Source organism: Adlercreutzia caecimuris B7 (genome assembly GCF_000403355.2).
GTDB lineage: Bacteria > Actinomycetota > Coriobacteriia > Coriobacteriales > Eggerthellaceae > Adlercreutzia > Adlercreutzia caecimuris.
Window position 1 is genome coordinate 2,821,967 of record NZ_KE159646.1, and the last position, 15,441, is coordinate 2,837,407.

At 66.3% G+C, this 15,441-nt stretch carries 9 protein-coding genes; 5 read left to right on the plus strand and 4 right to left on the minus strand.

The window, feature by feature from the left end:
- Window positions 1-21: 21 nt before the first annotated feature.
- Window positions 22-1,803: an oxalyl-CoA decarboxylase gene (gene oxc / locus C811_RS15085; protein WP_016310575.1), complete on the minus strand. Its 1,782-nt coding sequence runs from the start codon at window positions 1,801-1,803 to the stop codon at window positions 22-24.
- A gap of 222 nt (window positions 1,804-2,025) precedes the next feature.
- On the opposite strand from oxc, the gene C811_RS15090 reads away from it, so the two are divergent.
- The gene (locus C811_RS15090) at window positions 2,026-3,123 is read left to right on the plus strand and encodes a cation diffusion facilitator family transporter (RefSeq protein WP_016310576.1); all 1,098 of its coding nucleotides are present in this window, start codon (window positions 2,026-2,028) and stop codon (window positions 3,121-3,123) included.
- 76 nt (window positions 3,124-3,199) lie between these two features.
- Here the strand turns inward: C811_RS15090 and C811_RS15095 are convergent, their stop codons facing one another.
- Window positions 3,200-3,997 carry a hypothetical protein gene (locus C811_RS15095; protein WP_016310577.1) on the minus strand — a complete coding sequence of 266 codons (798 nt, stop codon included), beginning with the start codon at window positions 3,995-3,997 and terminating at the stop codon, window positions 3,200-3,202.
- A gap of 348 nt (window positions 3,998-4,345) precedes the next feature.
- On the opposite strand from C811_RS15095, the gene C811_RS15100 reads away from it, so the two are divergent.
- The 4 genes from C811_RS15100 (at window position 4,346) to C811_RS16100 (ending at window position 13,938) form a co-directional block, all read left to right on the plus strand.
- The gene (locus C811_RS15100) at window positions 4,346-6,181 is read left to right on the plus strand and encodes an NAD(P)-binding protein (protein WP_016310578.1); all 1,836 of its coding nucleotides are present in this window, start codon (window positions 4,346-4,348) and stop codon (window positions 6,179-6,181) included.
- The gene (gene fdhF, locus C811_RS15105; RefSeq protein WP_016310579.1) at window positions 6,174-8,882 is read left to right on the plus strand and encodes a formate dehydrogenase subunit alpha; all 2,709 of its coding nucleotides are present in this window, start codon (window positions 6,174-6,176) and stop codon (window positions 8,880-8,882) included. The genes C811_RS15100 and fdhF overlap by 8 nt, the downstream gene beginning before the upstream one ends.
- A gap of 188 nt (window positions 8,883-9,070) precedes the next feature.
- Window positions 9,071-12,298: a molybdopterin-dependent oxidoreductase gene (locus C811_RS0104295; protein WP_016310580.1), complete on the plus strand. Its 3,228-nt coding sequence runs from the start codon at window positions 9,071-9,073 to the stop codon at window positions 12,296-12,298.
- Between the two features lie 8 nt (window positions 12,299-12,306).
- Window positions 12,307-13,938: a 4Fe-4S dicluster domain-containing protein gene (locus tag C811_RS16100; RefSeq protein WP_016310581.1), complete on the plus strand. Its 1,632-nt coding sequence runs from the start codon at window positions 12,307-12,309 to the stop codon at window positions 13,936-13,938.
- Between the two features lie 37 nt (window positions 13,939-13,975).
- Here the strand turns inward: C811_RS16100 and C811_RS0104305 are convergent, their stop codons facing one another.
- Window positions 13,976-14,749, minus strand: coding sequence for a zeta toxin family protein (locus C811_RS0104305; RefSeq protein ID WP_022926699.1), 774 nt, complete (start codon window positions 14,747-14,749; stop codon window positions 13,976-13,978).
- Window positions 14,746-15,315 (minus strand): helix-turn-helix domain-containing protein, encoded by a 570-nt coding sequence (locus C811_RS15110; RefSeq protein ID WP_016310583.1) that lies wholly within the window; start codon window positions 15,313-15,315, stop codon window positions 14,746-14,748. The genes C811_RS0104305 and C811_RS15110 overlap by 4 nt, the downstream gene beginning before the upstream one ends.
- Window positions 15,316-15,441 lie beyond the last annotated feature (126 nt).

Sequence of the window (15,441 nt, forward strand, 5' to 3'; positions counted from 1 at the left end):
CAGCCGCAGTTGATGCCTTCCTTAATCGACGAGTTTGCCGTTCTCGCGGTGCTCGGCGAGGTCTTCTTGCTCGTTGCCGACGAGGGGGCCGGTGACGGGCTGCGGGTTCAAGTAGGTGATGTGGCCCGACTCCTTGCCGGCGTGGATGGACAGCTCGCAGCACACCATGGTGGGCTTGCCGCTGGCCACACCCTCGGCCACGTACTTCTCCGCCTCGGCCGGGGTGGTGGCGTAGTAGCCGGTGCCTCCGAAGGCCTCCATGAGCTTCTCGTAGTGGGCGCAGGCCGACAGCGTCAGCGGCGAGGGGTCGCCGTCGGTGCCGAGGTTCTTGAAGTCGCCGCGGTAGATGCCGCCGTTGTTCAGCACCACCACCGTCACGGGCAGGTTGTAGCGGCAGATGGTCTCCACCTCCATGCCGTCGAAGCCGAAGGCCGAGTCGCCGTGGATGGAGATGACGGGCTTGCCCGTGGTCGCGGCCGCGCCGATGGCGTAAGGCAGGCCCACGCCCATCACGCCCCAGGTGCCGCAGTCCAGGCGGTGGCGGGGCAGGTACATGTCGATGATGTCGCGGCAGTCGTCCAGCGCATTGGCGCCCTCGTTGGCGATGTACACGTCGTGGTTGGCGTCGGTGACCTTCTTGATGGCGCCGAGCGCGTTGTAGTGGGTCATGGGCACGGTGTCGGCTGCCTCCGCCCCGCTGAAGCGGGCGTTGTTCTTGGCCGAGTCGGCCTGGATGGCCTCAAGCCACGCGGGATCGGCCTTGTAGGGATGCGCGGCCAGGTAGTCGTTGAACAGCCTCACGGTGGACTTGAGGTCGCCCACCACGGGAGCCGCGATGTAGCGGGAGTTGTCGATCTCGGTGGGGTCGATGTCCACCTGGATGAACTTCACGTTCTCGTTCCAGTGCTTGCCCTTGCCGAAGTTGAGCATCCAGTTCAGGCGCGCGCCGAGCAGCACCACCACGTCGGCCTCGCGCATGGTCATGCCGCGGGCGCTGGCGGCGTTCTGCGGGTGGTCGTCGGGAAGGACGCCCTTGGCCATGGACATGGCCAGGTACGGTGCGCCGGTGGATTCCACGAACTGGCGCACCTCGTCCTCGCACTGGGCGTAGGCTGCGCCCTTGCCGATGTAGATGAGGGGTTTCTTCGCGCTGGCCAGAAGCTCCATGGCGCTCTCGATCACCGACGGGGCCGGAATCTGGGCCGGAGCGGGGTCGTTTACCTCGTACAGGAGGCTTTCGGCCACGTCCTGGGCGATGGTCTGGCCGAGCGTGTCGCCCGGCAGGTCGATGTACACGCCGCCGGGGCGTCCCGAGCAGGCCGCGCGGATGGCGCGAGCCACCACGAGCGGGATGTCCTCGATCTTATCCACACGGTAGGCGGCCTTCGAGAAGGGCTTGGCAAAGTTCAGCTGGTCCATGCCCTCGTAGTCGCCCTCGCCCATGTCGATGAGCTCGCGGGACGACGAGCCGGACAGCATGATGACCGGCCAGCCGTTCTCGGTGGCCTCCTTCAGCGGGATGAGGCCGTTCATGAAGCCGGGGGCCGATACCGTCAGGTACACGCCGGGCTTGCCGGTGATGAAGCCCTCGGCCGCGGCGGCGTTGCCGGCGTCGGACTCGTGGCGCAGGCCGATGTAGCGGATGCCCTTCGCCTGGGCGATGCGCGCCACGTCGGTCACAGGGATGCCGATGACGCCGTACATTCTGTCGAGGTGGTTCTTCAGCAGCGACTGGACGAGAACGTGGAACCCGTCGGTGAGGTTGGCGTTCTCGGCGGTCGTTGCGGTCGGTGCAGTGGACATAGGTGCCTCCTGATCTCGGGTACGGGCAGAGAGAAGCGGTGCTTCAGCAAGAGAATATAGCCCGCGGTAGGCGGTGTTCCGACTGTCTGGGAGGCGCTGTAGGCGGGAAGTTGCCGAACTGCATTGCAAAGGCTACTTGGCCCGAGACCATGCCGGGTTCGCCGGGGACTATAATCTGATATGAGCCAGGAAGGCGCACATAATATATCGAAGGTGATGGTTATGAATCGCGAGTTCGAGATCGTCAAGGCGAGCATCTATGGCATCGTGGGCAATCTGCTGCTCGTGGCCTTCAAGATGGCCGTGGGCTTCGCGTCCCACTCCATCGCCATCATCTTGGACGGCGTAAACAACGCCACCGATGCCCTCTCGTCCATCATCACCATTGTGGGCACGAAGCTGGCCGGGCGCCGCCCCGACCGCCGTCACCCCTTCGGCTACGGGCGTGTGGAGTATCTCACGAGCGTGGTCATCGCCGTCATCATCCTGGTGGCCGGCCTCATCTCGCTGCGCGAGTCGGTGGTGAAGATCATCCATCCCGGCACGCCGAGCTACTCGGTCCTTACCATCACGGTCATCGTGGTGGCCATTCTGGCGAAGATATTCATCGGCATCATGTTCAAGCGTTTCGGCGACAAGACCGACTGCGAGGCGCTCATTGCCTCGGGGGTGGATTCCAACTACGACGCCGTGTTGTCGGCGGGCACGCTGGTGGTGGCCGCTGCCCAGAACTTCTGGGGGCTCAACATCGACGGCGCGGTGGGCCTTATTATCTCGCTGGTGGTATGCAAGGCCGGCGTGGAGGTGCTGCGCGACGCGCTGGCGCCCATCATCGGGCTTCCCGAGGATAAGAAGCTCGTGGAAGCCATCGAGGCCTATGCGAACGGGTTTCCCGAAGTGCGCGGCACGTACGACGTGGTGCTCGATAACTTCGGGCCCAATGAGGTGATCGGCTCGCTGCACATCGAGGTGGACGACGACATGAACGCCCGCGAGATTCACGCTCTGACGCGCAAGATATCCGAGGGGCTGGCCGAGAAGTTCCGCATCATGGCCACGGTGGGCGTGTACGCCGCCAACACGACGGGCGCGTTCGCCCCGATGCGCGCCGATTTGGAGGCGCTGGCGAAGGAGGATCCGAAGATCTTGCAAGTGCACGGCTTCTACGTGGACGACCAGACCAAGACGGTGTACTTCGACATGATGATCGACTTCCACGCCGACGACGACGCTATCCGTACCCAGGTAACCGACGCTATGAAACGCAAGTACCCCGCCTACACCTACAACGTGGTGGTGGACACCGACTACGAGGACTAGAGCCGCCGCCGAAAAGAAGCCGGCCCGCGTTTCGCTGCGGGCCGGCTTCCTGGAATGATGCGGGTGAAAGGAGAGGCTACTTCTGCTCGTCCTCGGCCGAGGTCTCCTCGATGATGGTCACGCCGGCCTGGGCGTCCTCGATATAGTTGTCGGGAAGTACCACGGCGGGCTCGGCGGCGGCAACCTCGGTTGCGGTCACGGCCTCGGCGGCCACATCGGCGGCGGGGGTGACAGGAGCCGGATCGGAGACGAGAGTCTCTTCGATAGCCGCCACCTCGGCGGCAGGCGCGGTAGCGGGGGTGGCGGGCACGCCCGTGCCGGCGACGGCCTCGGCAGCTACGGCAGCAGCGACGGGCACGGCGGCAGCAGCAGCGACGGGCTGCTGGGGGGCGACGGGGGCCTGGGGCTGCACCGGCGCGCCGTAGGGCTGGGCGCCATAGGGCGTACCGTAGGCCAGGGCCTGCTTGTCCTTGTTGGCGAACACGGCCACGACGATGCACAGCACCAGGGTGACAAGACCGCCCGTGAAGAAGCTGGCCACTGCACCTACGATGTTCCAGACCATAACGCCCTTCAGCTTCTCGGGCCTATTGGAGCCGCGCACGCCCATAATGCCGGCGACGAGCACGAAGATGAAGCAGATAACGCCCAGGAACACGAAGATGCCCAGAAAGCCCAGGATGCCAGCCACATCTCCCGTCGTGACCACGACTCCATCGTCGGTGTAGACGTAGTCGTAGCCGGAGCCGGTGACGGCGTAGCCGCCAACGCCGAGACCGGCGCAGGCGATAAGGCAGCCGAAAATGCCGAGTGCGGCCAGGACGATGTTTGCGATGCTCATGCCCTTGATGGCCTTGGCATGGGTGGTGTTCATAATGCCTCTCCTTAGTCGGAAACGATTCTCAACGGTGACAGTATAGCCGTTAAAAGGTGAGGGGCAAGATCACCGATCGGCTGTAGACGGTTTGTTGATAAGAGGGTCTGATTGCCCAGCGCGGAGAGCCCGGCGACGGAGGCCTGCCCGGACGGGCGAGGGTTGCGGATGCCGTCCTCGGCGGGGGTTGCCGCTCATCGTGGTGAAACCGTTCGGAAACAATGGAGGGCGCGGGCGGCTGATACACTGACGCGAGTTTACCTCGAATCAGAAAAACGGCTGGACGGGGAGCGCCTAAGCCGTTTCGCGGGGCAGACGCCGAGAAGATCAAGAAGGGAAAGAGTGCCTATGAACCGACTCTCCATTGAGGCGCGGGCGGTGCACGATCGGCCGCTGCAAGCGTTTCTGGACCGCTTCGGCCGCCGCCTCGCGGCAACCCCGCCGGGTACGTGCCCGGTGGCGGTGACGACGACGCTGCTGGAATGCGCTGCCTCGCAGACCTGCGGCAAGTGCGTGCCGTGCCGCGACGGGCTTCCCCAGGCGGCCGTCTTGGCGCGCCGCGTGTTGGACTGCCGCGCCACCGACGAGGACCTGGCGCGCCTGCATGCTCTGGCCGAGCTGGCCTGCGAGGGCTCGGACTGCGCCATCGGCTGGGAAGCCGGCGAGGCGCTGCTCGCGGCCCTTTCCGCGTTCTCCGACGAGTTCGCCTCCCATGTGGAGCGCCACCGCTGCGCGGCGGGCGTGGGCCAGTCGGTGCCCTGCGAGACCGACTGCCCGGCCCATGTGAACGTGCCGGGGTATGTGGCCCTGGCCGGTGCCGGCGACTGCGCGGGGGCGGTGGCCCTCATCCGCAGGGACAACCCGTTCCCCACCGCCTGCGCCTTCGTGTGCGAGCACCCCTGCGAGACGCGCTGCCGCCGCACCCTGGTGGACGCCCCGCTGAACATTCGCGGCATCAAGCGCTATGCGGTGGACCACGCGCCGGCCGACAAGGTGGCCGTGCCCACGGCGCTGCCCGCGAGCGGCCGGCGCATCGCCGTGGTGGGCGCGGGCCCCTCGGGGCTTACCTGCGCCTACTACGCGGCGCTCATGGGGCACGAGGTGCACGTGTACGAGTGCCGTTCCCAACTCGGCGGCATGATGCGCTTCGGCATTCCCGCCTACCGTTTCCCGCGCGAGCGTTTGGACGAGGACATCGCGGCCATCCTGTCGGCCGGCGACATCACCGTGCACGCGGGCGAGGCTGTGGACGCGGCGGCCCTGGAGCGGCTCGCCGCCGAGTTCGACGCCCTGTACGTGGCCGCCGGGGCCCACGGCGCGAAGGCGCTGGGCCTTGAGGGGGAGGACGCGGCGGGCGTGCTCTCGGCCGTGGAGCTGCTCGGCGCCATCGGCGAGGGGGACGCCCCCGACTTCAGCGGCAAGCGCGTGGTGGTGGTCGGCGGCGGCAACGTGGCCATGGACTGCGCCCGCACGGCCGTGCGCTGCGGTGGCGAGGTGACGGTGGTCTACCGCCGCCGCCTGGAGGACATGACGGCCCTGCCCGCCGAGGTAGAGGCCGCCATTGCCGAGGGCGTGGAAATGCTGACGCTCGAGGCTCCGGTGCGCCTCGAGGTGAACGCCGAGGGTGCCGTATGCGCGCTCGTGACCCAGCCGCAGATGGTGGGTCCGGTGCGCGGCGGCCGGCCTGCGCCGGTGCCGGCGTCCAAGTCCGAGCGCGTCATCGGCGCCGATGTGGTGCTCGTGGCCGTGGGCCAGGGCATCGTGAGCGACCCCTTCGAGGCCTTCGGCATGACCGCCGCACGCGGGCGCCTGGCGGCCGATAGCTTCCTTGCAGCCGAGGGCTTCTCCAACGTGTTCGCCGGCGGCGACTGCCAGACCGGCCCGGCCACCGTCATCCGCGCCATCGCAGCGGGGAAGGTGGCAGCCCGTAATATCGACGCCTACCTGGGCTACCACCACACCCTCGACTGCGGGGTCGAGGTGCCGGCCGCGGAGCCGAACGACCGGGTTCCCACCGGGCGCGTGGCCCTGGCCGAGCGCCCGGCCCGCGAGCGGGCGCGCGACTTCGACGGGTGCGAGGAGAGCATGACATACGAGGAGGCCGTGCAGGAGTGCGGCCGCTGCCTGCGCTGCGACGCGTTCGGGTGCGGCAGTATGGAAGGGGGCCGGGTCCAGTATGCCTAACATCATCATCGACGGCCGCGAGGTGGCGGCTGAGCAGGGGACGACCCTGGTGGAGGCCGCCCGCGCGGCGGGCATCTTCGTGCCCACCCTGTGCTACCTGAAGGACGTGAGCGCCGTCGGCTCGTGCCGGGTGTGCGTGGTGGAGGTGGATGGCGAGCCCGACCTGGTGCCCGCCTGCAAGACGCCCGTGCGCGAGGGCATGGTCGTGCGCACCGACACCCCGCGGGTGGATGCCGCCCGGCGTCTCGCGCTCGACCTCGTCATCTCCAACCACGGCCTGAACTCCACGAACTTCTGCTTCAGCTGCCTGAAGAACGGCGACTGCGAGCTGCAGGACCTCTGCCGCGCGCTGGGGGTGGAAGCCCCGAGCTTCCCCGCGCCCGAGAAGAACGCGCCGGTTTTGGACGACAACCCATTCCTGCGCTTCAACGCGCGGCTGTGCATCGGCTGCCAACGCTGTGTGGGCGCCTGCAACAACCAGGCCCGCAACCACACGCTCACCGCGGCCAAGCGCGGCCTGCGCACGGCCATCGACGCGCCCTTCGGCCCCGACTGGCGCGCCACCGACTGCGAGAGCTGCGGCTGCTGCGCGGCGGCCTGCCCCACGGGCGCCATCGTGGAGAAGCGCCGCGCCGACTACCGCTCCTGGGAGGTGGGCTACGTGCGCACCACCTGCCCCCACTGCGCCACGGGCTGCCAGTACGACCTGGTGGTGAAGGACGGGCGCATCGTGGACACCCGCGCCGCCGACGGTCCGTCCAACCGCGGCCGTCTGTGCGTGAAGGGCCGCTCGGGCAGCTTCGACTTCGTGCAGTCGTCCGACCGCCTGACCACGCCTCTGGTGCGCAACCGCGCCACCGGCGAGCTTGAGCCGGCTTCGTGGGAGGCGGCTCTCGATTACGTGGCCGAGAACTTCAAGCGCATCATCGGCGAGACGGGCCCCGACTCGGTGGCCGCCTTCGCCTGCTCGCGCTCGGCCAACGAGGACATCTATATGCTGCAGAAGATGGCACGGGCCGCCTTCGGCACCAACAACGTGGACAACTGCGCCCGCGTGTGCCATGCGCCCACGGTGGCGGGCCTGGCCATCACGCTCGGCTCCGGCGCCATGACCAACACCATCGCCGACATCACCGACACCCCCGACGTCATCATGATGGTGGGCTCCAACATCGAGGAGGCCCACCCGGTCATCGGCATGCAGGTGCGCGCGGCGGTGGAGCGCGGCAGCAAGCTCATCGTGGTGGACCCCCGCGACATCCGCATTGCCTCCCGCGCCGACATTCACCTGAAGCTGCGCCCCGGCACCAACGTGGCCTTCGCCAACGGCTTCGCCCGGGCGCTCATCCACGCCGGCCTGGCCGACAAGGCGTTCATTGAGGAGCGCACTGAGGGCTTCGCCGCCTTCGCCGCCATGGTGGAGAGCTACACGTCCGAGCGCGTGGCCGAGATCTGCCACATCGATGCCGACGACTTGGTGGCGGCCGCCGAGCTGTACGGCCGGGCCGACCGCGCGCCCATCATCTACTGTTTGGGCGTGACCGAGCACTCCACGGGCACCGAGGGCGTCATGTCGCTTTCCAACATTGCCATGTGCGCCGGCAAGCTGGGCCGCCCCGGCTGCGGCGTGAACCCCATCCGTGGCCAGAACAACGTGCAGGGCGCCTGCGACATGGGTGCCACCCCGGCCGATTTCCCCGGCTACCAGAAGGTGGCCAACGCGGAGGTGCGCGCGAAGTTCGAGAACGCCTGGGGCGTGAGCCTGCCCGAGGCGCCCGGTCTTATGGCCACCGAATGCTTCGGGGCCATGAAGGACGGCCGTATCCGGGGCCTGTTCATCTTCGGCGAGGACCCGGTGCGCACCGATGCCGACACGAACCACGTGCTGTCGGCTTTGCGCTCGCTCGACTTCCTCGTAGTGGACGATTTGTTCCTCACCGAGACGGCTGAGCTAGCCGATGTGGTGCTGCCCGGGCGCAGCTACGCCGAGAAGGAGGGCACCTTCACCAACACCGAGCGCCGTGTGCAGCGCATTCGCCCGGCGGTGGAGATCGAGGGCACCCGCCCCGACACGTGGATCTTCACCGAGATCATGAACCGCATGGGCTATGCCCAGCCGCATCTTTCGGCCGCCGAGATCATGGACGAGGTGGCGAGCCTCACTCCCAGCTACGGCGGCATCAGCCATGAGCGGCTCGATGGCGCTGAAGTGGCCGGACGCGGGCTGCAGTGGCCCTGTCCCACGCCGGATGCGCCGGGCACGCCCATCATGCACGTGGGCGGCTTTACGCGGGGCCGCGGCACGTTCTCGGATGCCGAGTACCGTGCCTCCGACGAGCTGCCCTGCGAGGAGTTTCCCCTGGTGCTCATGACCGGGCGCGTGCTGCATCACTACAACGCCTGCGCCATGACGAGCCGCACCGAGGGGCTCAACGCCATCGGCGACAGCTCGTTTATCGAGCTGAACGACGCCGATGCTGCTGCTCTCGGGGTGGCCGATGGCGATGCGGTGCGCGTGGCGAGCCGCCGCGGCGAGATCGTCACCACGGCGCGCGTGTCGGCGAAGACCTCGCCCGGCGAGACGTGGATGCCCTTCCACTTCCAGGACGGCAACGCCAACTGGCTCACCAACGCGGCTTTGGACGACGTGTGCAAGGTTCCCGAGTACAAGGTGTGCGCCGTGGCCGTGAGCCGCGTCTAGCGAGCCTGCGAAGCTGACAAACCACCTCATCAAAGGCGGTTTGGGGCTCTGAACGTGGACAATTTATGGGGATGGGCCCCGCGGCCCCTGGAACCAAACGTTCCGGGGGCCGTTTTCGTTACCGATATGTGAAAATGCAAGGCGAAACGACACAGGCATCAAGAGCGCATATGAGGAGATCGGCGGCTATGGAACTAACGCGAAGGAGCTTTCTGGCTGCGGCCGGCGCGGTAGCGGCGGGAGCGGCTTGCGTCTCGGGCGTCGCGCCGGCGTGGGCCGATGAGGAGGCGTCCGAGGCCCAGGAGGAGCTGGCGTGGAAGACGGTCGTCTGCGAGGGCTGCCCCGGTGGCTGCGGCCTGCGCCTCGGCCTGCGCGAGGGGTCCATCGCGGCGGTGGAGGGCGATGTCGACCATCCGCTTTCCGAGGGCAAGGCGTGCCTGCGGGCCCAGGCGCTGACCGAGCTGCAGCAAACCGGGGGCGATGGACTCGGCGAGGCGATCGCCAATCCCCGCCGTCTGACGAGGCCCCGGGTACGCCGCGCCGGATCGGATCAGTGGGAGGATATTCCCTGGGATAATGCCCTGGCTGAGATCGCCGGCTTGGTGAAGCAGACGCGTGACGAGACCTTCGTGAAGAAGGAGGGGAAGGTGCCGGTTATGCGCACCGAGGCCATTGCCAGCTTCGGCGGCGCGCATCTGCCGGTCGAGGAGCAGTACCTTATTGCCAAGGCCCTGCGCGGCTGGGGCGTGGTGCATCTCGACAGCGAGATCGCCTTCGGTCGGCGCGTTTTCACCGAGGGCGTGCGGGCCACCTGCGGCATCGATGTGCCCGACGGATCGTGGGCCGCCATCGCCCAGGCCGACGTCGTGCTCACCGTAGGCTCCGATCATGCCGCCTCCCAGCCGCTCTCGACGCGCTGGGCGCGCCGAGCCCAGGAGCGCGGTGCCACCTGGATTGTGGTGGATCCGGTGCGCACCCGCACCGCGGAGATGGCCGACATCCACCTGCCGCTGCGCCCCGGTACCGACACGGCGTTTTTCGGCGGTCTCATCCGCTACATCATCGAGCAGAATCGCTGGCAGCCCGAGTACGTGCTGAACTTCACCAACGCCTCCTACCTGCTGAGCCCGACGTTCAGCTACGACGGGGGATCGGGCTTGTTCTTCGGGTGGAACCCCGTGGACGGCGCCTACGATAAGGAGCCGTGGAGCTACCAGATCGAGGGAACCGATACGTGGAACATGCGCTATGGGGGAGAGTTTGCCTGGGTGCGCGACGAGAACGTGCCGGTGTGGACCCTTCCCTCGGCGCCTAAGCCGCGGCGCAATATCACCTTGCAGGACGGCGCGAGCGTGTGGGTGCAGGTCAAGCAATTCTACGACCGCTACGATCTGGATACCGTAAGCGCGCTGTGCGGGGTAGACCGGGCGGTTCTCGAACGGGTTTACGAGACGTTCTCCGCTACGGGCACTACGGAGGCGGCGGGCAAGATTCTTGCCGGTCCGGGTCTCGTGCAGCATACGACGGGCGCCCAGGCGGTTCGTGCGGCCACGATGGTGCAGCTGCTCTTGGGAAACCTCGGCGTGCTCGGCGGCGGTATCTCGTACATGGGCGGCGGCTCGGGCGAGGCCGCGGCGGCGCTCGCCGGTCTCGATCCGACGAGCTTTCCCGGCGCCCTTCCCTGGCCCACGGAACGGACGCCGACGCTGCAGGCGTGGCTTGAGGCCCATACCGAGCCCAACGGCACCCATGCCCAAAGCGTCAAGGCCCTCGTGCCGGCCCTGAAGGAATGGTGGGGCGAGGCGGCCTCCTTCGAGAACGACTACGGCTTCAGCTGGCTGCCGAAACGCCGCGAGGGCGCCGACTTTCCCCTGGTGTGGGACGCCCTGGCCGCCGGCGGCGTGCGCGGGTGCTTCGTGTGGGACACCGATTTTCTGGCCGAGAGGCCAGGCTGCGCGACGCCGCAGCAGCTGGGCTCGTTGGAATGGCTTGTCGTCTGCGCGCCGACTTCCACCGAGACTGCCGAGTTCTGGCGTCATCTTGAGGAGGGTCCCCAGGCCGCGGCAACGACGGTGTTCGCGCTGCCGGCGGCGGCAGGTCCGGAGAAGGCCGGCACGCGTGTCAGCGGGGGCCGCTGGATGCAGTACGCGGCCGCGGCGGTGGAGCCTTTGGAGGAGGCGCGGAGCGAGGGCGCGGTTGTCGATGAGCTCTGGCGGCGCGTGCGCAACCTCTACGACACGAAGCAAGACGGCGTGGCCCCGAAGCCCATTTTGAACCTGAAGTGGGACTATACGAGCGGGGATGTACTCGATTTGGCCAAGGTCGCCTGGGCCTTCAACGGCTATGCGCCGGCGGAGAGCGATTTCTCCCAGAACATGGTGCGCCTGGCCGAAGGCCCCCAGAACCTGAAGGCCGACGGGTCCATCGCGTGCGCCGTTGCATCTTTTGCCGGGTGCTGGAACAGCGGGGCCGATGCCAAGGACGGCGCGGCTCAGCCGGTGGGCCGTCGCGACAACAGCGACGAGAGCGGTTTCGGCCTCCACGCCCAGTGGGGCTTCAGCTGGCCGGGAAACTGCCGCGTGCGCGGTAACCGCGCCAGCGCGAACTTGGCCGGCCAGCCGTGGAACGCCGAGCGCAGTCTGGTGCAGTGGGACGGTGAGTCCTGGGTGCTTATCGACAGTGCCGACTTCGTAGTCCAACGCGACGGGCGCTGGGTGGAGCCGGACAACCAGGCATTTCCCGGCGTGTGGGAAGAGGTGGGTCTGCTGTTCTCCGATCGGCTGGCCGACGGCCCGCTTCCCGAGCACTACGAACCTATGGAATCCCCGTTGAACAATATGGTGAACAGCGCTTTGGCCTCGCCCGTTGCCCTGGCCGCAGCCGGTCGGGCGGTGACGGCCGCCGCCGATGCCGCTGGCGACGAGGTTGCGGCCGCGCTGGCGGCAACGGGCGCCCAGGACTACGACGGCGTCTTGGGGCTGCGCTCCGACTATCCGGTGGCGGCCGTTGTCAACGACGGCTGGCCCGCCGACGGCATGGCCGCGGCGTGCGAGACCGTGGCCGCCTTCGAGCCCGGCATGTTCGTGGAAGTGTCCGAGCGCTTGGCCTCCATCAAGGGGCTTGCGACCGGCGATCGGGTGCGAGTTTTCAACGATCGCGGATCGGTGGAGGCACCGGTGCTGGTTACCGCGCGCGTGGCGCCCTTCCAGGGTCGCGAAGGCGAGGGCCACTACGTGTATTTGAACGGGACGGCAGCTCGTGCGACTGCTGCGACGGATGTGGCCGGAGCAGCCGGAGACGGTGGCGGCCGCGAGACGATCGGCGGGCACTGGATGACGTTGGCACCGTCGGTGACCTCGCCGGTGGGCGGGGCGCTGGATGCCAAGGGGTTCCTTGTCGATATCGAGAAGATCTAGGGGATATCATGGCGCAGAAAGCAATGCTGTTCGATAGCAGTCGCTGTACCGGTTGCCAGGCCTGTGCGGCCGCCTGCGGCGCAGCGCGTCGGGCGTCGCTGCCCGATGCGGAGACGACGGCCCCGCAGGGCGATAGCTATCAGCGCGTCGCCGACCTTGATGGCAATGCCGTTTTGGCGATCACCTTCTCGGAGCGAACGGTGGATCCCCACGGGCTTGTGTGGGATATAGGGCGCAAAAGCTGCGTGCACTGCGCGAGCGCCCCCTGCGTCGAGGTGTGCCCCACCGAGGCGCTCGTGCGCGACGAGGAGACCGGACTTGTGCTCGCCAACGACGGACGGTGCGTGAGCTGCCATATGTGCGCGCTAGCCTGCCCCGCCGACGTGTTGCGCCACGGGAGCGAGAAGGGCTCTATCGTCAAGTGCGACGGCTGCGTCGACCAGGTGCGCGCCGATGCGCCTCCGACCTGCGTGCAGGCCTGCCCGTTGGATGCCCTTGCCTGGGGCGAGCGTGAGGAGATCGTGCTGAAGGCCAACGAGCGCGTGACGCAATTGCAGGAGCGCGGCTTCGAGAGGGCGTGCGTGCTCGGCATTGACGAGCAGGGCGGCCACGGCGTGATCCAGGTGCTGAAATACGGTGCGGGGGACGGCGCTCGCGGGCTGCTGGCCTCTACGGGCGAGACTCCGTGGGTCGAAGGCATCAAGATGGCCGGCCCGGTATCGGTTGGCGTGCTCGGCGCTATGGCAGTTGGCGCTGTGGCGGCTCTGGCCGTCGAGACGCGCCGGGAGCAGCGCGCCCATGCGACTGCCAAGGGCGTGCCCATTGCCACGGTGCCCGGGATGATTCCCGTAGGCGACGATTTCCTAGCTGCCGCAGAGGCTGGATGGATGGAGGCGGCCGATATCCCCGCTGGGGCGGTCGGGGATCCTGTCGGGGACGACGCCTATCTCGATGGGGATTTCACCGACGAGGATGTCGCCCGCGAGACGGCGGCCCGCAAGGAGCGGGAGGCCGCAGAGCGCGAGGCGGAGAGGGCGGCCGAGACGCTTCCGCGCATCGTGGCGGCCACGCCGGCAGCCGCGGCGGCGGCAACGGCCGCAGAGCGCCACCTGTATCCGGTGGCCTTCGATGACGACCCCTATGGTGATGCGGGCGCTCCTTCCGAGGTGGACGAGCTGAGCGACACGGGCGAGATTCCCATTGTGGACGAGCTTAGCGACACCGGCGAGATTCCCGTGATTGATGAGCTGAGCGACACGGGCGAGATTCCCATTGTCGACGAGCTGGGCGACACCGGCGAGCTGTATGACGTCGATGACTTCCGCCGCCTTTTGGCGGCCGATATCGTGGCTCATCATCTTGCCAAGGAAAGCGCGGCGGCTGGCGAGGGATCGTCTGGACTTGCAGCAGAGTTGGAGCCCGATGGCGCCGATACCGCCGATACCGCCGATACCGCCGATACCGCCGATACCGATGAGGGCGTCGATGCTGGCGAGGGCACCGACGAAGTTACCGATGCCGATGGGAGCACCGATGAGGGGGCCGGAGAGGGCACCGATGCCGGTAAGGATGTCAATGAGGGCGCCGATGCTGCCGAGCGTGCTGATGCCGACGAATCTGACAAGGCCTCTGAGGAGTAGGCGCCCCTGACGAAGGCGCCCTGTCAGCCGAAGGCGGCTACTTCGTTTTGAGGTAGTCGAGCTTCGAGGTGAGCTTGCGGTAGTGTCGCCGCTCCTCTTCGGTCCACGGGCCGAAAAGGATATCGCGCAACGCCTCGCTTGCCAGGCCGTTATATCCTTCGCGAGGAAAGAGCTGTTCCTGGGCGCGGTTGTACAGCGCGATGCCGTCGAACAGCTCGCTTTCCTCGAGCACGGTCAAGTTTGCCACAATCTGATCGATGATCTTGTTGTGGTGGGCCGGGTCGGTGGCTCGAGGCGTCGTGCCCAGAATGCGCATCTCCTCGTAGCGGATTTGACAGCTTACCAGCGATATCTCCGGTTTGACCGCCATAAGGGCCAGTGAGACGTCGTAGCCTCTCTCACGAAGCAGCGTCGCTGACTTCATCGGAACCTCCGCCGTGCGCAACGTGCCTTCGATAATGAGGTTATAACCGAAGCGCGACAGGTGGTCGACGAGCGCCTCGGTCATACGCCCCGCCCACGGAGCGGTGTAATCAACCGATCGATCGCCGAAGGCCTGTTGCAGTTTTGCGAAATTTGGATGCGATGATCTGAATTCGTCACCGTTGATAATAATGACGTTATTTGCAAATTGCTGGCGGTAAATTTTATGTAGCGTTGTCTTTCCGGCCCCACTTTGGCCTCCAAGCAAAACAGCTCTCGGATGAGAAGTCGGGCCGATTTCGGATGGGAATGTTGCACTTTGGATCTCTTTAGCAAGTCGCTTCCGAAATTCATGGTCAGAGAACTCTCCTAGACGGGTCTTGCTCATGCGGCTCTCCTTTGAACACGATTGCATAGGGAGCGCATGCAATTCAACTCTCCGTCGATGCTTTGGAGAGTGTCCCAGTTTGCAGTTTCGGTGCTGGCGATCGTTGGCTTTAGGAGGGATAGCTGGGCGAACAAATCCTCGTAGACCATTTTCAGCCCTTCGTCGTTTCGCTCTTCAGCTTCGATGAGCCCATTGATGATGTCTCCTAGAATTTCTGCGGCTTTCTCGTTCAGCACCTCCTGCTGCAGGGTGAGCTCGTAGATGTCGGTCATGTCCATGATGTCCCCTTCCTCGTCGAAAGTTATTTCAGCGTAGACGATCTTCTCGACCGAAGCGCGTTGCTTGGCGCTGAGCGTATCGCCGTCCCGCTCGAGACAGCCGGCCATGAACTCGGGAATCATGGCCGCGCGAATGAGGTTGGCATTGGCTTTGGAGGGCGTCGCCCCGCTCTCGTAGCGAGCCATGCTGGCCTCACCGATGCCGAGGAGGCGAGCAAAGCCCTGCTGCGAGAGCCCGTATCGATTGCGAATGCTCTTAATAGAATCCGGGGTAATGTCGTCGATCATGATATTCCTCTCAAAAGAGTGATTTTATGAGAACATAGTATCATCAAATAGCAGTGAATTTATTAGATTTTTCTCTAAAATGAAAGAAATTTTAGGAAATTTATACCATCAAATGATATAAATTTT